The 25,177-nt window shown below is 57.2% G+C and carries 22 protein-coding genes and 1 tRNA gene; 13 read left to right on the forward strand and 10 right to left on the reverse strand.

Annotated elements, in window-relative coordinates; genetic code table 11:
* Positions 1 to 393: 393 nt before the first annotated feature.
* From ACORLH_RS15135 to ACORLH_RS15170, 8 genes are all read left to right on the forward strand, one after another.
* Entirely contained in the window at positions 394 to 1,911 is a 1,518-nt protein-coding gene (locus ACORLH_RS15135; RefSeq protein WP_321829176.1) for an ABC transporter ATP-binding protein, read from the forward strand.
* A gap of 48 nt (positions 1,912 to 1,959) precedes the next feature.
* Positions 1,960 to 3,042 carry an ABC transporter permease gene (locus ACORLH_RS15140; RefSeq protein ID WP_058244691.1) on the forward strand — a complete coding sequence of 361 codons (1,083 nt, stop codon included), beginning with the start codon at positions 1,960 to 1,962 and terminating at the stop codon, positions 3,040 to 3,042.
* Entirely contained in the window at positions 3,042 to 3,962 is a 921-nt protein-coding gene (locus ACORLH_RS15145; protein WP_321829177.1) for an ABC transporter permease, read from the forward strand. Before ACORLH_RS15140 ends, ACORLH_RS15145 begins: the two co-directional genes overlap by 1 nt.
* Positions 3,949 to 4,776, forward strand: a complete 828-nt coding sequence (locus tag ACORLH_RS15150; protein WP_321829178.1) for an ion transporter — start codon at positions 3,949 to 3,951, stop codon at positions 4,774 to 4,776. Before ACORLH_RS15145 ends, ACORLH_RS15150 begins: the two co-directional genes overlap by 14 nt.
* Before the next feature lie 22 nt (positions 4,777 to 4,798).
* Entirely contained in the window at positions 4,799 to 5,881 is a 1,083-nt protein-coding gene (locus ACORLH_RS15155; RefSeq protein WP_321829179.1) for a BMP family ABC transporter substrate-binding protein, read from the forward strand.
* A gap of 157 nt (positions 5,882 to 6,038) precedes the next feature.
* On the forward strand, positions 6,039 to 6,689 hold the full coding sequence (locus ACORLH_RS15160) for a hypothetical protein (RefSeq protein WP_321829180.1): 651 nt from the start codon (positions 6,039 to 6,041) through the stop codon (positions 6,687 to 6,689).
* Between the two features lie 39 nt (positions 6,690 to 6,728).
* On the forward strand, positions 6,729 to 7,427 hold the full coding sequence (locus tag ACORLH_RS15165; RefSeq protein ID WP_321829181.1) for a hypothetical protein: 699 nt from the start codon (positions 6,729 to 6,731) through the stop codon (positions 7,425 to 7,427).
* A gap of 27 nt (positions 7,428 to 7,454) precedes the next feature.
* Positions 7,455 to 7,880 carry a GFA family protein gene (locus tag ACORLH_RS15170; protein ID WP_321829182.1) on the forward strand — a complete coding sequence of 142 codons (426 nt, stop codon included), beginning with the start codon at positions 7,455 to 7,457 and terminating at the stop codon, positions 7,878 to 7,880.
* Between the two features lie 9 nt (positions 7,881 to 7,889).
* Here ACORLH_RS15170 and ACORLH_RS15175 read toward each other — a convergent pair whose 3' ends face one another.
* Both ACORLH_RS15175 and ACORLH_RS15180 read right to left on the reverse strand, forming a co-directional pair.
* Positions 7,890 to 8,291: a hypothetical protein gene (locus ACORLH_RS15175; protein ID WP_321829183.1), complete on the reverse strand. Its 402-nt coding sequence runs from the start codon at positions 8,289 to 8,291 to the stop codon at positions 7,890 to 7,892.
* Positions 8,292 to 8,303: 12 nt separating this feature from the next.
* Complete coding sequence (locus ACORLH_RS15180) at positions 8,304 to 8,816, reverse strand: acyloxyacyl hydrolase (protein WP_321829184.1); 513 nt, start codon at positions 8,814 to 8,816, stop codon at positions 8,304 to 8,306.
* A gap of 259 nt (positions 8,817 to 9,075) precedes the next feature.
* On the opposite strand from ACORLH_RS15180, the gene ACORLH_RS15185 reads away from it, so the two are divergent.
* The 3 genes from ACORLH_RS15185 (at position 9,076) to ACORLH_RS15195 (ending at position 12,212) form a co-directional block, all read left to right on the forward strand.
* A tRNA-Phe gene (locus tag ACORLH_RS15185) sits at positions 9,076 to 9,150 on the forward strand.
* Between the two features lie 339 nt (positions 9,151 to 9,489).
* A complete protein-coding gene (locus ACORLH_RS15190) occupies positions 9,490 to 10,596 on the forward strand; it encodes a site-specific integrase (protein ID WP_321829185.1) in 1,107 nt (368 codons plus the stop codon).
* 230 nt (positions 10,597 to 10,826) lie between these two features.
* Entirely contained in the window at positions 10,827 to 12,212 is a 1,386-nt protein-coding gene (locus ACORLH_RS15195) for an IS1182 family transposase (RefSeq protein WP_321829186.1), read from the forward strand.
* Between the two features lie 236 nt (positions 12,213 to 12,448).
* Here ACORLH_RS15195 and ACORLH_RS15200 read toward each other — a convergent pair whose 3' ends face one another.
* The 5 genes from ACORLH_RS15200 to ACORLH_RS15220 all read right to left on the reverse strand — a co-directional run bounded on the left by ACORLH_RS15200 (position 12,449) and on the right by ACORLH_RS15220 (position 19,573).
* Entirely contained in the window at positions 12,449 to 14,119 is a 1,671-nt protein-coding gene (locus tag ACORLH_RS15200) for a BCCT family transporter (RefSeq protein ID WP_321829187.1), read from the reverse strand.
* A 95-nt stretch (positions 14,120 to 14,214) separates the two neighbouring features.
* On the reverse strand, positions 14,215 to 15,552 hold the full coding sequence (gene dddP, locus ACORLH_RS15205) for a dimethylsulfonioproprionate lyase DddP (RefSeq protein WP_321829188.1): 1,338 nt from the start codon (positions 15,550 to 15,552) through the stop codon (positions 14,215 to 14,217).
* A gap of 73 nt (positions 15,553 to 15,625) precedes the next feature.
* Positions 15,626 to 16,663: an aldo/keto reductase gene (locus tag ACORLH_RS15210; RefSeq protein WP_321829189.1), complete on the reverse strand. Its 1,038-nt coding sequence runs from the start codon at positions 16,661 to 16,663 to the stop codon at positions 15,626 to 15,628.
* Between the two features lie 52 nt (positions 16,664 to 16,715).
* Positions 16,716 to 18,209, reverse strand: coding sequence for an aldehyde dehydrogenase family protein (locus tag ACORLH_RS15215; protein WP_321829190.1), 1,494 nt, complete (start codon positions 18,207 to 18,209; stop codon positions 16,716 to 16,718).
* Positions 18,210 to 18,211: 2 nt separating this feature from the next.
* Entirely contained in the window at positions 18,212 to 19,573 is a 1,362-nt protein-coding gene (locus ACORLH_RS15220) for a lyase family protein (protein ID WP_321829191.1), read from the reverse strand.
* 161 nt (positions 19,574 to 19,734) lie between these two features.
* On the opposite strand from ACORLH_RS15220, the gene ACORLH_RS15225 reads away from it, so the two are divergent.
* Entirely contained in the window at positions 19,735 to 20,619 is an 885-nt protein-coding gene (locus ACORLH_RS15225; protein WP_321829192.1) for a LysR family transcriptional regulator, read from the forward strand.
* A gap of 215 nt (positions 20,620 to 20,834) precedes the next feature.
* Here the strand turns inward: ACORLH_RS15225 and ACORLH_RS15230 are convergent, their stop codons facing one another.
* Positions 20,835 to 21,467 carry a tyrosine-type recombinase/integrase gene (locus ACORLH_RS15230; RefSeq protein WP_274860863.1) on the reverse strand — a complete coding sequence of 211 codons (633 nt, stop codon included), beginning with the start codon at positions 21,465 to 21,467 and terminating at the stop codon, positions 20,835 to 20,837.
* A 425-nt stretch (positions 21,468 to 21,892) separates the two neighbouring features.
* Between ACORLH_RS15230 and ACORLH_RS15235 the strand changes: the two genes are divergently transcribed.
* Positions 21,893 to 22,723 (forward strand): SDR family oxidoreductase, encoded by an 831-nt coding sequence (locus tag ACORLH_RS15235; RefSeq protein ID WP_321829193.1) that lies wholly within the window; start codon positions 21,893 to 21,895, stop codon positions 22,721 to 22,723.
* A gap of 10 nt (positions 22,724 to 22,733) precedes the next feature.
* Here the strand turns inward: ACORLH_RS15235 and folE2 are convergent, their stop codons facing one another.
* Together folE2 and ACORLH_RS15245 are read right to left on the reverse strand one after the other, a co-directional pair.
* Entirely contained in the window at positions 22,734 to 23,822 is a 1,089-nt protein-coding gene (gene folE2 / locus ACORLH_RS15240; protein ID WP_321829194.1) for a GTP cyclohydrolase FolE2, read from the reverse strand.
* A gap of 284 nt (positions 23,823 to 24,106) precedes the next feature.
* Positions 24,107 to 25,132, reverse strand: coding sequence for a Stealth CR1 domain-containing protein (locus ACORLH_RS15245; RefSeq protein ID WP_321832834.1), 1,026 nt, complete (start codon positions 25,130 to 25,132; stop codon positions 24,107 to 24,109).
* Positions 25,133 to 25,177 lie beyond the last annotated feature (45 nt).

Below are 25,177 nucleotides of genomic sequence, written 5' to 3' on the forward strand. Positions count from 1 at the left end.
CGCTCTGCTAATCGAGCAAGCAAGGACGCCCGCACGTTTTCTACGCCGCATCGAAGACGCGCCTCTGGGGATGGACACTTGGTAAGGCGGCAGGTTTTAGCATATGACTGTTCCCTTTCTTCGGACCGGAGAGAGCGAGGAACTGCGCGGCGCGGCCCTGCATTTGCAGCGGCACGTCTACCTGCCACGGATCGCATGTTTCGCGCATTCTCTGCCCTATTCCGCCCCACTCCGTTCTGTGACGCGGCAACACAGGCCTGCATTTCGCACAAAAAAACCGCAAAAGACCGGTCTCAACCGGCCTGACGCTGCGCCTTGGGCCATTGCTGTTTGCATGGCCCAGACGCTAGTAAGTGCAAAAGCGGAACCGATCCAACGAAAGGAAGACTTCGCGTGACAGGGACGCTCCTTACACTCAACGGCCTGACCAAGGCCTATCCGGGCGTTGTGGCCAACAACAACGTTTCGTTCGAAATCGGCGAGGGCGAGGTCCACGCCCTGCTGGGGGAAAATGGCGCGGGTAAATCGACGCTGGTGAAGATGATCTACGGTCTGGTCAAGCCCGACAGTGGTCAGATGACCATGCGCGGTCAGGATTATGCGCCGGTGAAACCTTCGGCGGCACGACAGGCCGGTGTGGCCATGGTGTTCCAGCACTTTTCGCTGTTTGACGCGCTGAACGTGGCCGAAAACATCGCCCTTGGCATGGAAAACCCACCCAAGATGGGCGATCTGGCCAGCCGGATCAAAGAGGTCTCAGAAACCTATGGCCTGCCGCTGGATCCCTACCGCACTGTGGGTGATCTCTCGGCGGGGGAACGTCAGCGGGTCGAAATCATCCGCTGCCTGCTGCAGGATCCGAAACTGTTGATCATGGATGAGCCGACCTCGGTTCTGACCCCGCAGGAGGTCGACATCCTGTTTGAAACCCTGCGCAAACTGTCCGCCGAAGGCACCGCGATCCTCTATATCAGCCACAAACTGGAAGAGATCCGCGCCCTCTGTGACAACGCCACCATCCTGCGTCTGGGCGAAGTGGTGGGGGATTGTGTTCCACGCGACACCACCGCCCGCGACATGGCGGAGATGATGGTGGGTTCCAAACTGCATGTGCCGGAACGCGCAGGCGGTGACATCGGGCAAGTGTTGTTGGAGCTTAACGATCTGACAGTGGCCTCCCCGGCGGAATTTGGCACCTCGCTGAAGGGCATCAGCATGCAGGTGCGCTCGGGCGAGATCTTGGGCATTGGCGGCGTGGCCGGCAATGGTCAGGATGAGCTGTTGGGCGCGCTGTCTGGCGAATTGCCAACCAGCCCCGGCACGATTGTTCTGGAAGGCCAGGAGGTCGGCAATCTGGGCCCTGTGGCGCGCCGCAAATTGGGTCTGCTGACCGCGCCTGAGGAACGGCTGGGCCATGCCGCGGCCCCGGATATGAGCCTGATTGAAAACGCCGTCCTAACCGGATCCGTCCGCGAAGGGTTGGAAAACAAGGGTTTCCTGAAATGGGGCAAGGCGCGCAGCTTTGCCGAGACCATTATTGAGAAATTTGACGTCCGCACCCCCGGCCCCGGCAACGCCGCCCGGTCGCTATCTGGCGGCAACCTGCAGAAGTTTGTGATCGGCCGTGAGGTTCTGCAACGCCCAGACGTGCTGGTGGTGAACCAGCCGACATGGGGGGTGGATGCCGCGGCGGCGGCAGATATCCGTCAGTCCCTGCTGGATCTGGCAGCGGCCGGCGCTGCGGTGATCTGCATCAGTCAGGATCTGGATGAGTTGATGGAGATCTCAGACCATTTTGCCGCGCTGAACGAAGGCCGCCTGTCCGATATCCGCCCTGCCAAGGGCCTGACTGTGGATGAGATTGGCCTGATGATGGGTGGTGCCCATGGGATGGAGGTGGCGCATGTCTGATCTGCCCCCCATCGAGTATTTGAAGAACATTGAAAAGGAGGGCATGGCGTGATCAAGCTGGAGAAACGTCCCCAGCCGTCGCAGGCCTGGACCTATCTGACGCCGCTGCTGGCGGTTGTGCTGACCATGGTGGTTGGCGGCGCATTGTTTGCCTGGCTGGGCAAAGACCCGCTGGTGGCAATCAAAACCATCTTCTGGGAACCGCTGTTTTCCGAATTTGCCTTTTACTACCGGCCGCAGCTTTTGGTGAAAGGGGCGCCGCTGGTGCTGATCGCGATCGGCCTGTCGCTGGGCTTCCGCGCTGGCATCTGGAACATCGGCGCTGAAGGGCAATATATCATGGGCGCCATCGTCGGCGCCGGTGTTGGCTTGGCCTTCTACCCGATGGAAGCTTTCTACATCTTCCCGCTGATGGTCATCGCAGGCGCCTTTGGCGGCTGGATCTGGGCGATGATCCCGGCGTTTTTGAAGGTGCGTTTTGGCACCAATGAGATCCTCGTCTCCTTGATGCTGGTCTATGTGGCTGAGCAGCTCTTGGCGTCGATGTCGCTGGGTTTGTTGCGCAACCCCGAGGGCATGGGCTTCCCCGGTTCGCGGAACCTGCGCGATTACGCTTCGGCCCATAATGCCGAGCTGATCACCGGCACCGGCATGCATTGGGGTGTGGTGGCGGCCCTGATCGCGGTGATCTTTGCCTATGTGCTGCTGAACCGTCACATGCTGGGCTTCCACATCCGACTGACTGGTGAAGCGCCCCGTGCGGCGAAGTTTGCCGGTGTGAACCCCAGCCGGTTGATCCTGATCTGCCTTGGCACCTCGGGGGCGCTGGCAGGTGTTGCGGGGCTGTTTGAGGTCTCGGGCCCGGCGGGTCAGGTCAGCATTGATTTCAACGTCGGCTATGGCTTTACCGCCATTATCGTCGCCTTCCTGGGCCGGTTGCATCCGGTTGGTATCCTGCTGGCCGGTGCGCTGATGGCGCTGACCTATATCGGCGGTGAGATTGCACAGTCCAAACTGGGCCTGCCTGCGGCTGCGATCCAGCTGTTCCAGGGCATGCTGTTGTTCTTCCTTTTGACCGTGGACGTTCTGACCAACTTCCGCATCCGTCTAGCAAAGCGTGAGGTGGCGTGATGGATTTTTCTTCGATTAACCCCGTTCTTCTGCTGGCCTCACTGATTGTGGCGGCAACGCCGCTGCTGTTGGCGGCCATTGGCGAACTGGTGGTGGAAAAAGCCGGGGTGCTGAACCTTGGTGTGGAAGGCATGATGATCACCGGCGCGATCTGTGGCTTTGCGATTTCCGTCAACACCGGCTCCCCTGTTTTGGGGCTTGTTGCAGCGGCCATTGGTGGCGCTGCGCTGAGCCTCCTGTTTGCGCTGCTGACGCAATATGCACTGGCCAATCAGGTGGCCTCGGGTCTGGCGCTGACCCTCTTTGGTCTGGGCCTGTCGGCGCTGATCGGTCAGGGCTATCAGGGCATCAAGCCGCCCAGCTTCCCGCGGTTTGATATTCCGCTGCTATCGGACATCCCCTTCATCGGGCCGGTGCTGTTTACCCAGGACTTTATTGTCTACCTGGCCTTCTTCCTGACGCTGGGTGTCTGGGCGATGCTGAAATACAGCCGCGCCGGTCTGATCCTGCGCGCGGTCGGTGAAAGCCATGATGCCGCCCATGCCCTGGGCTACAAGGTGGTGCGGATCCGCGTTATCGCGATCCTGTTTGGCGGTGCCTGTGCCGGCATGGGCGGGGCTTACATCAGCCTGATCCGCGTGCCGCAGTGGACCGAGGGCATGACCGCGGGGATCGGCTGGATTGCGCTGGCGCTGGTGGTCTTTGCCAGCTGGAAGCCCTGGCGTGTTCTGCTGGGCGCCTGCCTGTTTGGTGGCATCAACGTTCTGCAGCTGAACTTGCAGGCGGCGGGTGTGGCCATTCCGGTCGAGTTCCTGGCGATGTCACCCTATGTCATCACCATCATCGTGCTGGTGATCATGTCGGCCGACCGCAGCGGCGCCCCTGCATCCCTTGGTAAGGTTTTCCATGCGGGCAACTGACCACGGGTCTGGCACCGCGCAACAGCTGCGCATTCGCGGTCTCCTCAACGGGCGAGATGCCCGTTGGGGGGCCGCACCGATCCTGTTTCTACACGGGCTTATTCTGGCCTCAGCCTTTGCCTATGCGCTGGCGACGGTGCCCGAACTGCCCCCAGCGGCCTATCAGGCGCTTTACGCTTTTGAACGCTTCGCCGCCTTTGTCTTTTTCATCGAATACGGTCTGCGCTTTTTCGCAGCACGTCACCGTCTGTCTTACGTCTTTTCCTTTTGGGGCATTATCGATCTACTGGCCTGGCTGCCCTTCATCATCCTTGAGATGAGCGGGGCCAGCGTGCTGCGTCTGTTGCGCCTGTTGCTGCTGGCGCGGATGCTGAAGCTTCTGGGTCATTCCCGCGCGATGGACCGGCTGGTTCTGGCGCTGCGATCGGTCCGTCAGGAATTGACGCTGTTCTTCTGTGTCGCGGCGCTGCTGCTCTATGTTGGCTCCGTCGGGATTTACCTCTTTGAACATGAGGCCCAGCCTGAGGTGTTTTCTTCAGTTCCGGCGGCGCTTTGGTGGTCGGTTGTGACACTGACCACCGTGGGCTACGGTGATGTGGTGCCCATTACGCTGGGGGGCCGCATTTTCACGTCCGGGCTGTTGCTCTTGGGGGTTGGGATCTTTGCGGTACCGGCAGGGGTTATAACTTCAGCAATTATCAGTCGAGACATCGAAGATATTGAAGAAACTCTGGAAAAAATAGAAACCAGCGAGCAAAAGACTCGCAACCAGAAGCGCGCCGTTGCAAAAGGCGGCAAACACAAATCAAACTGAGACTTCAACAAGGAGAGCGAAGATGAAAAGAAGAACCCTGCTTGCAAGCGCAGCCCTGGCCATGGGCCTTGCCTCGGCCGGTTTCGCCGCAGACACCACCAAAGTGGGTTTTGTCTACGTCGGCCCCGTCGGTGATGGTGGTTGGACCTATGAGCACAACAAAGGCCGTCTGGCTGTTGAAGAGCACTTCGGCGACAAGGTTGAAACCGTATTTGTTGAATCGGTTCCCGAAGGCCCCGACGCTGAGCGTGTGATGACCCAGATGGCGCTGGAAGGCGCGGAGCTGATCTTCACCACCTCGTTTGGCTACATGGACCAGACCATCAACGTGGCGAAGAAATTCCCGAACGTGAAGTTCGAGCACGCTACCGGCTACAAGCAAGCTGACAACGTGTCGGTCTACTCGGCCCGTTTCTACGAAGGTCGCGCCATTCAGGGTCACATCGCCGGCAAAATGACCGAGTCGAACGTGATCGGCTACATCGCCTCCTTCCCGATCCCGGAAGTTATCCGCGGCATCAACTCGGCCTATATCCACGCCAAGAAGGTGAACCCGGACGTCGAGTTCAAAATCATCTGGGCCTACACCTGGTTTGATCCGGCGAAAGAAGCCGACGCTGCCAAGGCGCTGATCGAACAGGGCGCAGACGTGATCCTGCAGCACACCGACTCCACCGCACCGCTGGCCGCCGCTCAGGAAGCCGGTGGCGTGATCGGTTTTGGTCAGGCATCGGACATGGCCGAGTATAAAGACGGCCCGCGTGTTTCCTCGATCATCGACGATTGGGCCCCTTACTACATCGCCCGTACTCAGGCTGTGATGGACGGTTCCTGGGAAAGCAAGTCGACCTGGGATGGCATCGGCGCAGGCATGGTTGGCATCGGTGAAATCACCGACAAAGTGCCTGCCGAGGTTGCCGCCGAAGCGATGGAACTGAAAGCCAAGCTGGCATCGGGCGAATACCACGCCTTCACCGGCCCGCTGAACAAGCAGGACGGTTCGGTCTGGCTGGAAGCAGGTCAAACCGCATCCGACTACGGTGATGACGGTCTGGCCGGCATGAGCTTCTACGTTGAAGGCATCACCGCCGAGATCCCGAACTAAGGTTCCGGACCTCAAGATCTTGCGAAAGCCCCGGCCATTGGTCGGGGCTTTTTCGTTGCGCGGTTAGGGTCAGTACAGCCCCCGATTAGGTGCAATGGCGGACCTGTGGTAGGCTGGGGGCATTGATTTTACCCACTCCATTTTCAGGTCACCCCTCATGACACAAACACCCGACCCCGCTGTCGCCACAGCCCCGACAGATGACACAAAAAACACCGTGGGCGCAGGCCCCTGGGATGTTGCGCTCTACTTTGTTCAGCGCTTTCCCGCTTTTGCCTTTGCCCTGGCCGTGATTGCCGCGCTGTTTTACGGCGCCAGCTACATCATCCAACTGAACATCAGCGCCAATGAAGAACTGAAAGAGGTGCGCCAGCAGATCGCGCAAGAACGTGACAAACACCAAAAAGCACTGGCCGTCATGACCGCCGCCGCTGAGGCGCAGTTGGAAGAGGCGCGCCTTGCCCAGGAAGCCGCGCGGATCGAAACCGCCAATGCCAAAATCGCCATAGCCGAGGCGCGCGCCACCGTTGCCCAAGCCCAGGCCGAAGCCCGCGCCACTGTTGAGGACACGCTGATGCGCACAGCCGAACGGGTCCAGACATTGGTGATCAATCAGCTCTCCAGTGTTGAGGATCTGGACAGGATCAGGCTGGCAAATGCGGCAACCATGCGGGACCAGCTGAGCAAAGCCGAAGAACGGCGCGACACCCTGCTCAAAGAGGTTGCCGAATTGGAAGAGCGCGAAACCCTTGTTGGGCTCAATCTGGTGTGGGAGGCCGCGCTGGCGGCCGCCAAAGACAACAACTAGTATGAGGTCGGCAAGGAGTTCCAGCAGTTCGAAAGCTACGTGGATCTGAAAGATGAAACCACGCTTAAGTCCTTGAAGAGCAAGGTCACCACCACCGAATCCGCCACGCTGCGGGCGGCGGCAAGCCTGTCACTGATGGCCCACAACAATGACGCGCTATGGCTTGAACAATTCCTGCGCACCCTGAAGGACAGTTCAGATCTGGACCCGGACTGGATCCGCTCAATCCGCAACGGGTCGGATATGCCTGAAAGCACCTGGGATGACGTCAATCAGGCATTGGCCCCTACCCTCTTCCAAGATCCGGCGCAGAGTGAAAAGGACGTTTACTTGCTGGCCTTCCTCTCCGGATCCTTCCCTTACCGATACTCCGGTGAGGGCAACGGCATCCCCCCCGACCCGCGCAAATGGGCCCTGATCAGTCAGCTGCTATCCGTTGTGCGCAATGATCTGGCGCGGTTTGACCCGCAGCTACGCCTCACCGCGCTGGAGGAGCTGCGCTGGCTCTCCACCCCTGCCACCCATGTCTGGGCCAGCCAGCTGCAGACATCGGCGGAGTTCACTGATCAGTACCATCAACAGAGCCTCAAGCGTCTGCTGGATCAGGACAGCAATTACCCCGCCTTTGCCACCGCGCCAACCGCAACGGTCACGGCCTTCTGGACCTCACCCGATCTGGCTGACATGCGCGATCGATACCTCACCGAAGGCACCCATGACGGCTACAGCTATCAATAAGCGCGCGGTTATCGGAAAGACCCAGCGATGACGCATACGCCGGCGCGCAAGCAGGACCCGCAGGCCGAGGTCACGGCCAAAGTCACCGGCGGGTGCCTTTGCGAGGCGGTTCGCCTGTTCCTCACAGGCGCACCAAAACGCGTGGGTCTCTGCCATTGCATGGACTGCCGCAAACACCACGGCGCGGTTTTCTATGCGGCAGCGGTGTTTGCCCCCGAGGTCGTCACCATCACCGGCACGACCCACTGCTTTCGGGATAGGCACTTCTGCCCCACCTGCGGCAGTTCCGTCTTCGCCCGCACCGATGATGAGGTGGAGGTACATCTGGGCGCCCTGGACCAGCCCTCGCGCTGGCCGCCCAGTTATGAGCTTTGGACCACCCGGCGTGAGGCCTGGTTGCCAGAGCTTCCCAATACGGAAACCCTGCCAAAGAACCGCGGGGGCGATAGGTGAGCCCTCGGCTCAGACCTCTTCATCCGGATAAGGCAACTTTGAAATATCCACATTGATGAAATCAGGTTTCGGGGTCACCTCAAACCGGCGGGCCGGAAGGGTCGGCTGCCCTGTCAGCAAAGCATTGCATACCCGGTGCATCCCATCCATCAACCGCCCCTCCGCGCACAGCAGGATCGGGTAGCGCAGATCAGCAGCCTGCACCAACCGCATATGCGCCACCAGCGCCTCAGGTGTGGGCCGGTCATCGGGATTGGGAAACCACCAGTTTTCCCGCAACTCCGCGATGTCAGCCACGGCAACATCCAAAACGGGTAAAGACGCAGCCTGCCGCAGCAGATGATGCACATCCCAGATCCAGCGATCCTGCCCCACGGGGCGGCTGTGATACTGTTTGCGCAGGCGCGCCACCGGCCCCGCCGCTTAATCCAGCGGAATGCTGACGCGCAGCTGAACGGTTTCCAGACCGGGGTTCACAGCCTTGATGTCCGCGTTGGAACGGTGGTCGTAGCTCAAGCCGATCCGCACGCCATTGCGAAAGTTATACCCCACCTCAACGCCGGACCGGAATTCAATCGGAAAGCCCAGATCCGGCCCATCACCCTGCACATAGATCCCCGGCATCGCATGCAGCTGCACATAGGCCCGGCCACGGGCGAAATCTTTGGTCCAAAGCTGACCAAAGCCCAGCCAGGCATCGCCGGTATCGGTCACCGACAGCCCGATGGCATTTTGGAACGGCCCCATCTTGTGGTCCATGTCGTAGCGCACATAGACCTCTTCCCCATCGAATTCGCGCTGGAATTCCGTTTTGCCGACCGCAATCGTGAACCGCTCCTGCTCCGGCGTACGCGCCAGACATCCAGTATCGCAGAAGTTCATCTTCATATCGGTGAGGCCAACAATGGCAAAAAGGATGGCAAAGGTCCCGTTCATGGCGCAGCTCCTGACTCGTTAAACGAGAGACTGCAAAATCTGAGGCCCCCTGTCATCTTTTGCCGCCCTGCGCGAGAAAATTGCCCAATACTGCGACCGATCCGCCACCGTTTTGCAGGCCGGTTTCGGCGCTGCTTAGAGGGCCGTTCAGGGGGTGGAAAAAAAATGAGGCAATTGGCGGATTTTTTTCGATTTGCCTCTAGACACCCCCCACCCCCTCGCATAGAACGCCCCCACCCGAACGGAGACGTTCACCCAGGCCCGGGTAGCTCAGGGGTAGAGCAGTGGATTGAAAATCCTCGTGTCGGTGGTTCGATTCCGCCCCCGGGCACCATTTTACTCTAAGAAAAACAATGAGTTGGTGATTTGGCCGCCGTTGCACCTCTCTGGTTGGTTGCCCGGGACTGCGCCGGGACTGCGTTTAGGTTAGCTCACGCATGAAGCAAAGAGAATGCGTTCGTTTCACTCTTGGCATAATCAGAGAAGCTCTAAGGCGAGAAAATTCTGAGATGGGTTTGTTTCAGGTTGAATGCTCCACTTGATCAGTGTCTCTTAAGGCGAAATTAGATTTAAGAGGACGACCATTGCCGAAAATAATGGTGAGTCCCAAACTGGTACCGGGAATCTTCCCACATCTCGCGGCGCGGTTTGTTATCTGGCGAATGACCGGATCGTGCATAAGTGGCAAGCCTATGCCGGGCGCTTCGAACCCGTGACCGTCCGGGCCCACCTGCGCAGCATCCGTATGTTAGAGGTTCATCTTGGCGGCAAAGCTTTCGACAAGGTCACCCCGACGGACGCGGCCGCCTTCCGCGACCACTTGGTCAAGCTGGGTCAAACCCCTAAAGTGGATGGTGGATTGAGCAACTCCACCATCCGCCATCACGCGTCTCAGGTGCGTCAGTTCTTCGAGTGGCTTCGCATACAGGATGGCTATAAGCGCCTCAGTCAGAACATCTTGCTCAACCTCGAGCTGCCTAAAGCGGTGCGCGCAAAAACACTGCCGCGTGAAGACCGGGACTATCTCACGATCGAAGAAGCAGAAGGGATGTTGGCGAAGATGCCCGGCAGCACGATCGCAGAACGTCGAGACCGGGCCATCATCGCTTGTGCCTATATCTGCGGATTGCGCGCAGCGGCCCTTACCACGCTTCGCCTGAAGCACATCGACATGCAGAAGAAGGAAATGCTCCAGGACGCCACCGAAATGCGGGCCAAGAACGGCAAGAGCTTTCGCAGTTTCTTCTTCCCTCGCACGGAAGCCTTCCAGCAGGTTCTTGGTGAATGGCTGACCGAACTTGGGGCCCTTGGCTTTACCGAGGATGACGCAGTCTTCCCCAGCTTGAATGATCTGACCTACCACGCACCCGGTGCCGCCCCGGTGTCTCCAATGCAATCCTCCGCCGCGGTAGGCAATGCCTTCAAGGCCGCCACGGCCCTGATTGCTCGCTGTTGCACACCGCACTCTGCACGCGACACATTGGTCTACCTAGGCAACGAACTGACGAGCTCACGTAAAGAAGAAAGGGCCTTCTCCCTCAACCTTGGGCATGCGAGGCCGCAAATCAAAGAAACCTACTATGCCAAAATGACGGACGAGCAACGCCGCAGAACGATCGAAGGGCTTTGTGCGGGCACCCAGTTTACCGCCAAGGAGCAGTCAATGGTTCTCGACTTTTACGAAAGCCGCTTCGAACGCGGTTCCAAAGAATACAAATACGCCAAACGGCTTGCCGAAAGACGTGCCGCCGCGCGCGATGGGGAGGATATATTGGAATAGGACTGCGATCGGCGAGCGCTCGTTCACTCACCTGGCCGCCGGGGAACGGTCATACTTTCTTTGTGGCACACCCTACAGAGAAGGCCGCTTCCAACCCAAGCCAGCCTGCCTCCCTGCTGACTGATTGCAAGCGCGCAGACGCAGTTTTGGGCTTATTCCGTTGAAAAACTCTTCCTTGATCGGCTCCCAATTCGCTGATTCAATTCCTTTAGGGATTGGGGGATTTTGCGATGATGGGACCGAAGCAGGAAGCGCAGGCGGCATTGTTCTACGAGTTCTCGCTGGAAGACCATGTCCCGCAAGACCACCTGCTGCGCTCGATAGATCGGTTTGTCGATCTTAGCGATATCCGCCTTTATCTTGCAGACTTTTATAGTCACACGGGTCGTCCTTCGGTCGATCCGGAGCTACTGATCCGCATGCTTTTGGTGGGCTATTGTTTTGGCATTCGGTCTGAACGGCGGCTCTGTGAAGAAGTACATTTGAACCTTGCGTATCGCTGGTTTTGCCGCCTTGACCTGTCCACTCCGGTCCCCAACCATTCGACGTTCTCCAAGAACCGGCATGGTCGGTTCCGTGAGAGCGAGCTGTTGCGCCATCTGTTCGAGACAACTGTCGCCCGCTGCATCACGGAAGGTCTCGTAAGTGGTCAGCGCCTGGCCATTGATGCCAGTCTGATAGAGGCGGATGCCAACAAGCAGAACTCAACGCCTAAGGAAGATTGGAACGCATCAAACGTCGATCCGACTGATGCGCCCCGTGCTGTGCGGGAATATCTCGACACACTGGATCAAGCTGCCTTCGGTGCCGCGAGCAAGGTACAACCGAAGTTCACATCCCATTCTGATCCAGCAAGTCAGTGGACAGCCGCCCGTAAAGGACCCGCTTTCTTTAGCTATTCCGACAACTACCTGATCGACACGGATCACGGTGTGATTGTGGATGTCGAGGCCACCCGCTCAATCCGGCAGGCTGAGGTCGGATCAACAAAAACGATGCTGAAGCGAGTGAAAGCCAAGTTTGACCTGCATCCTGAACGTCTGATCGCGGACACAGCCTACGGCACCGCACCGATGCTGGGCTGGTTGGTCGACCGCAAGATAGCCCCGCATATTCCTGTGTTCGACAAGTCAGGGCGCAACGATGGCACCTGGACCCGCGCCGACTTCGAGTGGGATGCTGAAAACAATCAATACATCTGCCCGGAGGGCCACGCTCTGAAGCAGTTCCGACGAAATTATTCGGACCCGACCCGTGGCCCGACCGGAAAGGGCACCGCACGATATCGCGCATTGAAGCTGACCTGCCAAGCATGCCCATCTAAAGCGAAATGCTGTCCGAATGCAGACGCGCGCAAGATTACGCGCGAGGAACACGAGGACGCCCGCCAGGTTGCCCGCGATATCGCCAAGACCCCACAATACGACATCTCGATGAAGCTCAGAAAGAAAGTGGAAATGCTCTTCGCGCACCTCAAACGCATACTCGGGCTGGGGCGGCTGCGATTACGAGGTCCATGCGGCGCAAACGACGAATTCCTCCTCGCCGCCACCGCCCAAAACCTCAGAAAACTGGCCAAAATCTTTCCTGCACCGCAGAAAGCGCGAAAAGCCTGACCAGAAAGGCACTCGCGCGCAGACCAAAGCACCGATTTCTGCGGCAGCAATACGTTGTTTTTCAACAGAATCGGCGGGGAGCAGTCATTCGCTGCGCCTGCGGGGGTAGCGTTTGAAACTGCAATAAATGGACATTTGCAACTTGGAAATCGTAGGAATCAAGCCCTCCCGCATTTCGATTGCAGAAAGAGCGCCCACAATAATTTATGCGGGCGCTCCGCGAGGATCGGACGCTGTTACTCGGCCGGCAGCGGGTCCTCATCGTCCACTGTCGATGAGACACCGGCCGCGTTTCGACGGCTATCATTGATGATTGCCTTGATCAGAGCAAAGCCCATCAGCACCATCGCAAAGCTGAACGGAAGCGCGGCAATGACCATCGCGGTTTGAATGGCTTTCAGGCCGCCGACAACGAGCAGGGCGCCAACGACCAAGGCCAGCGCAATACCCCAAAAGATGATATGGGGGCGCGCCTTGGGGCCATCATCACCGGCGGCGTTGATGGTGTTGATGATCAACACGGCCGAGTCCGCGGATGTCACCAGATAGGTTAGCAGCAACACGACGACGATGACCGAGAACACCCATGTCAGCCCGTCGCTGAGCAGGACCGAAAGCGTGGCATAGAGCTGATCGGAAATCCCAACGCCCAGGATCGCGTTTCCGGCGGCGCCGCTCAGTTCCAGATCAATGGCTGTGCCGCCGATAAAGGCGAACCAGATAAAGCACATGATCGACGGAATGATCATCGCGCCCAGAATGAATTCCCGCACGGTTCTGCCGCGCGAAATCCGTGCCAGAAACAGGCCGACAAACGGCGTCACGGCAATCCACCAGGCCCAGTAGAACACGGTCCAGCCGCCTTGCCAGCCAGCCAGGGCCGCACCCTGTTCGGTGCCGTCGTCGGACCAAACGGTAAAGCTGATGCCGGGCAGCGCCTGCAGGTAATCCCAGATGCCGACGAAGAACACTTCGAGGGCGAACATAGTGGATCCGAAGATCAGGAAGAACGCCAGCAGAAAGAAGCTCAGCCCCATATTCAGGTTCGACAGCCATTTGATCCCGCGTCCGACGCCGGACAGGGCCGACAACGTAGATGCGCCGACAATGACCAGAAGGGCGAACAGGATCGCAGCGAAGGATGCTTTCTGGCCGCCGTTTCCGTCGGCCACCAGCAACCAGTCACCGACGCCAATGCGTGCCAGGCCGGCCACGAACTGTTCCACACCAAACCCAAGCGTCTGGGCAATGCCCAAAACGATGGCGACCACCGACACGATGTCGACCAAATGCCCCAGCGGCCCCGACAGCGACTTGCCAAACAGCGGGATCAGCGCGGTGCGCACCGTCAGCGGCAGATTGCGGCGGTAGGAAAAGTAGGCGAACGCCAGCCCGGCTATTGCATATGCGCCCCAGGCCGACAGCCCCCAATGCGCGAAAGACCAGATATAAGCCGAGCGCACGGCCTCTGCAGACGTACCGGCGACTTCGCCCATGATCACGTTGGGGTTGTTCTGGAAATGGTAAATCGGTTCAGCGGTCGCGAATGTCAGCATCCCGATCCCGATACCCGCGCTGAACATCATGGAAAACCATGAGAAATTCGAGAACTCCGGCTTTTCATCGTCTTGTCCCAATCGCAAACGGCCGGAGACAGGCAAAACCGCCAGAACCAGGCAGAGGATCAGAAAAAAGGCTACGGCATAAATATACCAGTAGTTAAACACTCCGAGTATGAGCGTGTTGAGCGATCCCAGCGCCGATGAAGCGCTCTCGGGAAATGCTACGGCCCACACGATCAACGCGGTTACGAGGAGCTTGGCTCCAACGGCCACATTTTTAGAAAATCCGGCGTAAAAGCCGCTCTCTGAAACTGGAATATCCAGTTTGTTTAAAGGTGGTTTCATTATTTCCTCCCATTAGTGTTTAAGTCTACCGGTCGGCAAACCGTGGGACCGGTCTGCCGATTGGTTTCGCGTATTGAGATTTCAGGCTTGGGTGTTCAGCCCAACAAGCGCTCGTCGAGGGGGTAAGTCGAGATCGTCTCGAACCCGCCGTCGGTTACAACGCCCTGGTCCTCCAGCTTGACCATGTGGTCGCCGCCGACCTCGCCGACCAGCGCTTCGACGCACAGAGTTAGGCCAGGTTCGAGGATGGCGTTGAAGGCGCCGTCCACCAGACGGTCGGGATAGGCGATCAGGGGCCATTCATCGCACAGGCCCACCCCGTGCATCGGCGAGGAATATTTGAGCTCCTGATACTTGTCCTGCAACACGTGTAGGGAGCGGGTCAGCTCTTCCATATGCAGTCCGGGTCGCAGCAACGCCGTGTTGAAGCGAATGTGTTCGACCGCCTCTGCGTAGCTCTCGCGCATGTGGGCCGGCGCAAGGTCGTCGCCAATCCACCAAGTACGGCTAAGGTCCGCGCAGATGCCATAGGGCCCAATCAGATCGGTGTCGAAGGCAAGGATCTCGTTCTCGGAGATGACCCTGGGCCCGCATTCCTGGAACCAAGGGTTCGTGCGTGGGCCCGAGGTGAGCAGCCGTGTTTCGATCCACTCGCCACCGCGCTTTATGTTCTCAGCATGGAGCACGGCCCATACGTCGTCCTCGGTCACACCGCCCTTTGGAATTTCGGTGCGCGCGAAGTCCTCCATAGCGGTCATGGCGCGCTCGCAGGAATGGATGGCGCAGCGCATGGCGCGTATCTCGTGTTCGGTCTTGATACCCCGCGTGCGTTCGGTGACTTCTTCTCCGTCGCGATACTCCAACCCCGCGCGGCGGATCGCATCCAGGCCAGCGGGTTGGATCTTGTCGATGCCGATTTGGGTATGTCCCGGAGCATGGATGGACAGCAGGTCCGCCACCTCGGCCGCGAAGGCGTCGGCCGCCGGGCCGATCCTGTCGCCGCGCGCAAAATAGAACATGTCCGCTCCGGACCGGCTCTCGCGGACAAGCGGATTATACTCGGCTAGGAAAGGTGCGTTCTTGTAGTCCCAAAGAACCATATGCCCGTCGGCACAGAGCAGGCAGGCCCGGAACGGGTTGTGGGTGTTCCACAATTGCATGTTCGTGGTGTCGGTTGCGTAGCGGATGTTCAAAGGATCGAACATCAGAAGGCCCCCATAGCCGCGCGCCACGATGGCATCGGTCAGGCGTTGATGCCGGTCTTTGCGCATCTCGGCCAGGTCGGGCAGTTCCAGGCCCGCCTCGCGCCATTCGGCGTGGGCGAGCGCAGTCGGCCCGATCTCGACCCGGTTGCCGTCATTTTCCGTCCCGTCGCCAAGGCGTGCGCCCTGGCTTGGGTCAATCTTCCGATGCTCCCTGTAATGCGTGTTCATTTTGTGCATTCCTTTCAGAAACTTGGTGACATGCGAAAAAATGCCCGCAAGCCTTAGGCTCGCGGGCATTGGATCAAGCTGCGTTTGTCGCCTGCTCCGTATACTTGCCGATGGCTGCGCGCGGGCTGCGTGGAGTGCGATTTTCCGCAGTGTAATCGTTGATCAGATCGCAGGGCGTGTAGTTGCGATCGATCTCGTGCAGATCCTCAGCATCCAATTCTGTATCAAGCGCAGCAACGGCCGTATCCAGTTGTTCAACGCTGTCTGCCCCCACCAGCATCGATGAGATTTCGGGCTTACCCAAAACCCATGCTTGCGCCACTTGCGCGGGCGTGATGCCTTTGGTTTCGGCCACACGCTGCACGGAACGGGCGATGTCAAAGGATGCTTGATCGTTGTACATCTGTGCGGTAAAGAAGTCAGTCTTATTGCGGGTCGAGTCCGGAACGTTGGCCAGGCTGCCACGCGCCAGCGGGCTGAATGACGACACACCAATCCCCTGATCCATGCAATAAGGGATCATTTCGCGCTCTTCTTCACGGTAGGCGCAATTCAACTGAAGCTGCATATTGATCGGCTTAGTCCAGCCATTTTTTTCGCAGACATTCAGGATCTTGGCGAATTGCCATGTGTACATGGTCGACACGCCGATGTAACGCGCCTTGCCGCTGCGCACGACATCGTTCAGGGCTTCCATGGTCTCTTCGACCGGGGTTTCGGTGTCGAAGTAATGCAGCATATAGATATCGACATAATCCATCTTCAAACGTTGAAGCGAGCCATTAAGAGCGTCGAAGATATGCTTGCGCGACGTCCCAAAAGAGTTCACGCCCTGACCAATCTGGTAGCCAAGTTTGGTTGTCAGGATCAGCTCATCCCGTCGTGCCAGGCGGCGCAGGATATTGCCCACCACGGCTTCACCTTCGCCCGCCGAATAAAAATCAGCCAGATCAATGAAGTTGATCCCTTTGTCCAGTGCATGGCCTATCAGCGGCTCGCTTTCGGCTTCGTTAAAAATCCACGGCTTCCAATCCTTGGACCCCATGTTCATTGTTCCAAGGCACAACCGCGAGACGCGTAGACCCGAATTGCCAAGGCGTGTGTATTTCATTTTACAGTCTTTCCTAATGAAGGGACGGAAGGTTTCCTTGCCCGGTGCAGGATCACCCGTAGGCGATCCAGACCCCTTTGGTTTTGGTGTAAGAAGACAAAGAGTGGATCGCCATTTCCTTGCCCCAACCACTTTCTTTGAAACCGCCAAATGGGCTGGATAGGCCGTAGCAGCCATAACGGTTCACAAAGATCATGCCCGCATCGAGACGATCAGCCATTCGGTGCGCGACGTTGATGTTGCCGGTGTAGACCCCGGCCGCCAGACCATAGGTGGTGTCATTGGCCAGGGTCAGGGCATCCTCCACGGTATTAAACGGCGTACAGGACAGAACCGGACCAAAAATTTCCTCTTGGGCAATGCGGGCGGAACCCGGCACATTCGCAAAGATCGTCGGACGGATGAACAGGCCGTTGGCATTGTCAGCCTGCTGATCCGCGTAACCGCCGGCCACCAGTTCGGCTTCTCCCTTGCCGATCTCGATGTAATCCATGATCCGCTTGAACTGCGCCTCGTTGCATTGCGGCCCCTGCTGTGCATCCGGGGACAGCGGATCGCCGCAACGAACTGCCTCGGCCTTTTCGATCAGGCGGCTCATGACATAGTCATAGCTGCCCTTCTGGATAAGGAAGCGGGTTGGCTCGGAACACTTCTCGCCCTTGTGCGAGAACATGACGGTAAAGGCGCGGTCAATTGCAGCATCCAGATCTGGCGTGTCATCGAAGATGATACAGGGGGACTTGCCGCCCAATTCCAGCGTCACCGCCTTGAGGTTCGACTGACCAGAGTTTTGCACGATCTGACGGCCCACATTGGTGCTGCCGGTGAAGGACACCTTGTGAACGTTGCGGCTGACGGTCAGATGGTTTGCTGCAGCGCCATCGCAAACCAGCAGGTTCAGCAGCCCGGCAGGCAGGTCCAGTTCACGGTCGATCAGTTCGAACAGGTACTGCGTTGCCAGCGGCGTATACTCAGACGGCTTCATGACAACCGTGTTGCCCATGGCCAGCGCTGGAGCAATCTTCAGGCTGGCCTGATAGAGCGGGAAGTTCCACGGCGCAATAAGGGCGCAGACGCCCACTGGTTCCTTATTGGTGAAGTTCAGAAAACCGTCTTCGACCGGAGAGACTTCTCCATAGAGCTTATCGGTCCAACCAGCATAATATTCAAAAATGTCGGCACAGGTCGGGATGTCATCGGCCATGGCTTCGGACAACAGCTTACCATTTGGCAGGCTTTCCAGAATGGCCAGTTTCTGCTCGTTTTCGCGGATCAGGCGGGCAATGGCATTGAGCACATCGGCGCGTTCCTTTCGCGTGGTCTTGCGGCTCCACACATCGCTTTGATGGCAGCGATGGGCTGCGGCGGCGGCAGCATCCGCCTGGCTCGCGTCGGCCAGCGCAATCGTGCTCAGGGTTTCGCCTGTGGCGGGGTTCTTCACATCCCAGGCTTGACCTGCACCGGCAACCCACTGGCCGTTGATATATTGCTTCTTTTCTTCGTTTAGCCAGGTTTTGGCCCAGCTCAGATCTGCATCTAGTGTCATTGTTAGTCCTCTGTTCCGGCAAGAGCCGCGCGGACGATGGACACATCCCCCGCGGCCTGTTTCGCCATAGCCGAAGCACGGCTGTAGCCAAATCTACGTTTGAATTGCATGAGGCTGGGCCCCAGCCCTTGTGCGTTTTCGGTGTTGCGCGGGATGTTCAGTTCCAACCCCTGCACGCAATTGCGACGCAGCGAAGTCACCCCGCTTACGAGCAGGTCAATCATGTCGAGCAGGGCGATCAAGACCAGCATTTGCCAGGGGTTGTAATCTAGTTCCCCGTGATCCTGGGTCATGCGCACCGTCGCCGCGCGACCGCAGGCCATCATGGCGCATTGCATGGTGAATTCAGGGATCGTCGGGTTGATCTTGCCAGGGATGGCCGATGACCCTGGCTGCTTTTGCGGCAGGAGAATTTCGCCAAGTCCTGCATTGGGACCCGATGCCATCAGCCGCAAATCGCCGCCAAATCGGAGAAGTGTCCGGGCGATCTGATCCAGCGACGAGACCAGGTTTTGCAGCGGATCATGCGCTTGCGAAGCGGCAAACAGATTATCTGCCCTGCGCAGATCATGGGCCAACCCGGCTTGCTTCAGGACTGCGTTCAACTGATCGAGGATTTGGTCAAAGAATTTCGGATCGCAATCATCCGAACGACCGATGATGTTTCCGCCTAGGTTCACGGCCGCCAAATCATTTGCGTCTGCGTCGGCGCGCTCCGTCAGCTTGCGCAGATTGTGGGCAACCCCACCGAAATAGTCCCCGGCTCGAATATCCACAGCATCTTGCAGGCAGGTGCGCGCCAGTTTGGGATGCTCCCCCATCTGTTTTGCGCTTTCATTGAGGTCACTAGCCAACCCCTGCAGTTGAGTTTCCAGCTCCGTCCAAGCGGCACGGGCCGCGATATGGCAAGCGGTGGACAGGCAATCGCTGGTGGAGTGATTGAGGTTAATGTGATCATTTGGATGCAGCGGTGCGTTGCTGCCATAAGACGTGCCCAGTTGGAGGTTGGCGAGATTGGCCAGCACTTCGTTGACATTCATGTTGATGCCGATCCCACCACCCCCATGAAATGAATGTATGGGGAAATGTGCATCCAGTGACTGATCCAACAAACGATCAATAGCCACGCTAATAGCAACTTCCGCGTCTTGCGGTATGGCACCAATGGAGACGTTGGTCTTGGCAGACGCGCGTTTGACATGCAGCATTGCCTTGATCAACTGCGGATAGGCAGACACCTTTTGCGCACCAAATATGGGAAAAAGCCCCAGAGACCGCTGAGTTTGAGCGCCATAAGAGGCATTCGCAGGGACAGATACCGAACCAAGAATATCATGCTCTGTTCTGAAGTGATCCACGGACACCACACCTCCCTTGTGTCGAGTTGCCATGGCGTATCTGTGGTGAAAACTAAGGATTCAGGCAAATTACTAATGGGAATGGTCATTCTTTTTTGTAATGATCTTTATTCAAAGCTCGACTAAGATCGGTGGCGCTCTCCTTCTGCGATCCACGGAATATGCTCTTGAAGAATTCACCCAGCCTCACCTCGCTCAGAGCGTTTTCGGTTACCGGCAATTGCTTGAGTGTGACCGCCGCAGCCCGGCAGCTTGGTGTCACCCAGAGCGCAGTCAGCAGGCAGATAAAAGCGCTAGAAGATACGCTGGAATTCAAGCTTTTCGATCGCGTCGGCAACAGCATTACGCTGACGGCGGAAGGTCAGGTCTTTCATCAACGGGTCTTCGAGACCTTTGGTCTCTTGGAAGACGCCGTAGACAATGCGACCGGTTCTTTTCAGAGGCAAAAAATTAACCTGTTGGCTCCACCAACTTTGGCGGCCCGTTGGTTGACCTTGCGTTTGGCGTCCTATCCTCAACGGTTTCCGGGCGTTGAATTGGCTATCCACACCGAGCCATGGCCCAACATTCGGATGGATTGCGTCGTTAATTTCGGTACAAACCCAACTGTAGGATCAGAACACGTTCAATTGCTCGTGGAGCAGCATATTGCAGTCTGCTCACGCCAGCTCTTCGAGGACCGTGAGGCCTTCCGCACAAGCTGTCTGCTGCATGTATTCGACAAGGGAAAACGCTTTCCTCTCTGGCAGGACTGGCTGGCACTAGAACCGGACCACCCCGACCTGCCCACCGGGGCATCAATGGAATTTGCATCCCTTGAGCTTGCCATTCAAGCGGCCAAGAATTCGGTCGGCATCGCCATGGTAGATCGCAACATGATTGAATATGAGTTGGACGCGGGCAGCTTGGTCCAGATTTCGCCGACGACGGTGGTTGGCCCGAATGGTTATTGGCTTGAGATTTCTAGCGAGCAGCAAGCGAAGGGGCGCTCCGTAAAGTTTTTTCGGTGGCTGAGAAGTGTGGCAGGCTCAACGACAAGCGCGCTTTTGTAACTGCAGTTGCCCGTGATAAGTCGGGTACTTAGCAGAAACATATGCACCCGAGTTTGCTGCAGGAGCAAATGGCGACTGTGTCCCGCATTGTTAAAGTTCGGCGGCCCGTTGGTTTCGCACTTGCGACGAATGTCGGGAATGCGGGCTGCGACCGCAGCATCCAAACACGGTTTTGAGAGTCCGCTAAGGGCCGTCCCTGAAGACGGCCCAAGTTATTAGATTTCAATGGCCTCTGCTATCGCAAGAGCATCTTCAAGCTCGACGCCAAGGTATCTGACGGTGCTGTCCATCTTCGTGTGGCCCAACAGCAGTTGCACTGCCCGCAGGTTGCCCGTCTTTTTGTAGATTTGCGTCACTTTCGTGCGCCGCATCGAGTGCGTGCCGTATGCGCTCGCCTCCAGGCCGATCGACGTCACCCAATCACGGACAATCCGCGCATATTGACGGGTCGAAATATGCAGCCGCTCGTGAAACCGGCCGGGCCAGAGGTATTCGGATCCGACCATCAGCGGGTCTTGCATCCACCTTTCGAGTGAGGCTCGGGTGCCTTCCGAGATTTCGAAGCGGACCGGTTTCTGTGTTTTACTCTGCAGAACCGACGCTCGTTCCTTGATCTGGCCAGATGCCATGACATCGACGACCTTCATTTTGACCAGATCGCAGCCACGCAGTTTGCTGTCGATGGCGAGGTTGAAGAGCGCCAGGTCACGATGATTCTCGGCCAGTTCAAGTCGAACTCGGATCGCCCAGACGTGCTTTGGCTTCAGCGGTCGCTTCTGACCAACGATACGTCCTTTGTTCCAAGCAGGGCGCAAAGCGCGAATGGCAGGTAAGTTCGGTGTTTCCATGACTGATCCTCCGACCCGCCATGCCCTCCCACAACGACAACCCGACGTTGACCACGTCATCATATCACAGGATCCTGCGCCGCATTCGAGGTCGGTAAGAGCCCAGCATTCACTTTGCTGCGCGAAGTGCGAGCGGCAGCAATGCGCAGAAAGCGGACTTTGCAAAATCACATCAACGGAAGCCAACTGTCCGCAGGTGCTCTCAGCCGTTGTGAGCGCTGATCGGTGGCGCTTCGGCGCTGGCACTCACAAAGTGAAATACCGATATTTTAAACCATCAGCCACCTTGCAGAAAGAAAGCGGGCCCAGTCTCAAACCAGAAAATAGCAGATGCAACGGGTAGTTACTGATCCATATGCGGCAGTACTGCGTAATTGATTAAAAGGTCCCGATCCAATTTTCTCCAATCGCAACGGACAGTATCAATGAATAAAGTGGCCCCAATTACCAAGCCCGCGCTTAACGTCGACGATATTTTCTTTACTGATGCGTATGAACAGCCGGCACCGCAAAACAGCGCTGTTTTGGTTACCGGGGCTGCGAAGCGTTTAGGGCGGGCGATCGCTGCGGACCTGGCAGGGGCCGGCTGGCGCGTTGTCATCCACTACAATGGCTCAAAGGTTGCGGCCGGCCGTCTCAAAAATGACATCGAAGCTGCTGGGGGGCGTGCCGAAATTGTACAGGCTGATCTTTCCATTCCCGACGAAGCATCGAAGTTGATTGAAAGGGCAGAAAACCTCTGCGGACCGATCGGCGTCCTGGTCAACAATGCGTCTGTATTTGAATGGGACGATTTGCCATCAGCCACGTCGGAGACCTTTGAGCAACACATGGGGGTGCACGTCAAATCGCCCTTGTTATTGTGCCAGCATTTTGCGGATCGTTTGCCGGAACAGGCGGGCGGCACCATTGTGAATGTGATTGATTCCAGGGTGCTTAGTCCTTCGCCGCGTCACCTCACTTACACGCTATCTAAATCGGGGCTTTGGAACCTGACACAGATCTTGGCAGAAGAATTTGCACCAAGGATCCGGGTCAATGCAATCGGGCCCGGTCCAATTTTGCCAGAAGCGGGCCGGACAGAAGAGCATTTTCGTGACCGCTGTTCACAGCTGCCCCTGCAAAGGCCTGCGTCTTTGTCTGAAGTATGCGAAACGATCCGCTTCCTGCTTTCTCAAAAAGCGATAACGGGGCAGATGATCGCTTTGGATGGTGGGGAACACCTCACCGGCTATCGTCCGCGCCCGTCGTCGTAATCAGCCGACCTCAACCCACGTGATACATAGACGAGAACAGTCTGTGATCATAGCTCACCTGTTCGAACGTGCGGCCCTTGGTCAGGATCGAGACTGCATCGTGGCTATGCAGTGACTCTTGGTGGCTTGCGATCACGCGGAAGTCACCGATTTGGCTTTCCCGATCAAGGCCAGCAAAAATAAGTCGCACAGCGTCTTCGACAAAGATCGGATTCGACCCGTTCAATTCAGCGAACGCCTGTTCGTCTTCACGCTTCACCATCACTTGCGTTTCTGTTGGAATAGCTGTCAGGCATAGATCTACGAGATCTTCGACCCAAATCGTTTTGCCACCTTCGACCGCAACCGAAATACGTGCTACGGACCGTTGAGAGTGTGGCGTCGCGATCTGACCGCGGTTGATGCGCGCATGCTCAGACAGTTCCAGCGAACACGGACAGGTCGAGGAATAGACGTAGTCGAAATGCACTATTTTCGTTGATGATGCGCCTTTGCGGATCACCTCATAGGCAACGTCATAGTACTGGTATCCCTCAAGATTGCTGCGCAATGAACGTTTTAGCATTGGGTAGCGCATGCTGAGTTGCAGCCGCGCATCAAAACTTTTGAGGTCATCTAGATAGCTTGTCAGAATTTGCTCGACGGTCTCAAGATTGAAAGGAGCCTCGGCATACTTGTAGAATGAGCGCATAATCCGGCTCATATTGATGCCCTTCTTCGTCGCCTCAAGAGAGACCGACCCCGTCACGGATGTCTCCAGCGTTAAAGGTTCACCCGCGCGTGTCTGCCATTTTAGCGGCAGGCGGAAATTCGAAATGCCAACATGCTGAATTTCGGTCTTGGACCCCTTGATCAGGCTCGACGGCCCGTTTTGAAGATCGGGCATCGCGGCTTTGTACGCCGCATCGGCCACAAAATCCTCTGGGTAACTGCGTTTCAAACCAATAGGGTTTTGATGCGCCGGATGAGAATAATCGTTTTCTACCTTTGACTTTGTGTCGCAACTGATGGTGTCCTGCGCTTTTTGTTCTTCGTCCGAAGAGGCGACAGTAGATGCCTTCGCATTGTTCAGTTGCTTGGGTAGCACGATCTCGTTCATGGTGTTTAACTCCTTAAAGAACAATGAGTATTACGCATCATGGTGATGATTGGATCATATTACGAAGCATGTTACTGGTGCGGCGTTTAAACACTGTTTTTGCAGTGGGAGGCGGCCTGCGCTTTTCGCTGCAGCTTTGGCCTCGCAGAGGCAACCGCCATGGTAACAGGCGTCCTGGTCCGGCTCGCGCTTTGTGGGCGCGTAGGCTTGCCTCTTCGGTGCTGAAGGCGCCTTTCACCGCAACACTAGCGTATCCCGGTGCATGCTAACATGCCCGATCAGGTCTAACCGATGTTTTTGCCTGTCGTTTGCGACCCAGGAAATCCGCCAATCGCCCGGCCCACCCATTCGCGCGCTTCTGGAACAACGTCTTCTAGTTGAGGCAAATCGTTTACACATAAAAACTTGATCCCGGGATTGGTGGCCTTCGCCAGAAGGGATCGGGTTTCGGAAGGGCAACGTCCGATTCCCTGACCGCTCACGATATGGAGGTGATCATTGCTTGTCTCAAAAACAGCCTCCGTTGCGACAATGCAGGCGTGATTGTGTAAACCTTGAGGCAGGAACTGGCTTAGATCACGAAACCGATGTTTTGCATTGTTCCTGAAGGCTTCCCTGTGTCGTTCGAACAAACGTGACATGACCGAACGCCGCAAAGGATGAACCACATGTGCGGATGCAAACAGACGAGTTGCATCAAATCCCATCATGCGCGCTGCATTCAGTTGCATGTAATGATTGAACTTGGCCGGGTCGTTGCGCACCTCTGTAGGGCGCAGGGCGTCGTCATAGTCCACCCACCTTCCTCGTAACACAGGGGCATCTCCTCGGAATACGTCAGACGGGAACAGTGGCGCGGTCAGGAATACGTCGTCGTTGAAATACATGAAGCGCTCGCTCAGACCATCTATTCTCCAGAGCATGCTTTCGATTGCCAACGAGTTGAATGTCGGCAAATCCGCGCTGAACTCCCCAAAGATCTCATGATGAAACACAAACCGTACCTTGGCCCGAAGACTGTTCGAAAGCTGCCGAAGATCTGGTGTTTCTTCGTCGACAACAATCCAAATCCTCCGCACCCAAGGCGCGTTGTTTTCCAGTGATTGAAGGCAATACAGGATCTCATCGTTGCATGCCCACCGATGCGGATTGGTCGCGTTTTCATGAAGGGGGCGATTTTCTTTCGCCAAGTAGCGACGGCGCTTGCGTCTATGTTTTTCGGTGCTTCCGTCGACCCAGGTTATGACCGCATCGATGGGGGTGTCTGCGCCGTTATCGACCGCACTTTGACTTACAGGTATTTCTGGCATCAACTCCAATCTCGCATTCGTGTGTTACTTCATTGCCCGGCTAGG

The sequence above is a fragment of the Thalassovita sp. genome (assembly GCF_963691685.1).
Lineage (GTDB): Bacteria > Pseudomonadota > Alphaproteobacteria > Rhodobacterales > Rhodobacteraceae > Thalassobius.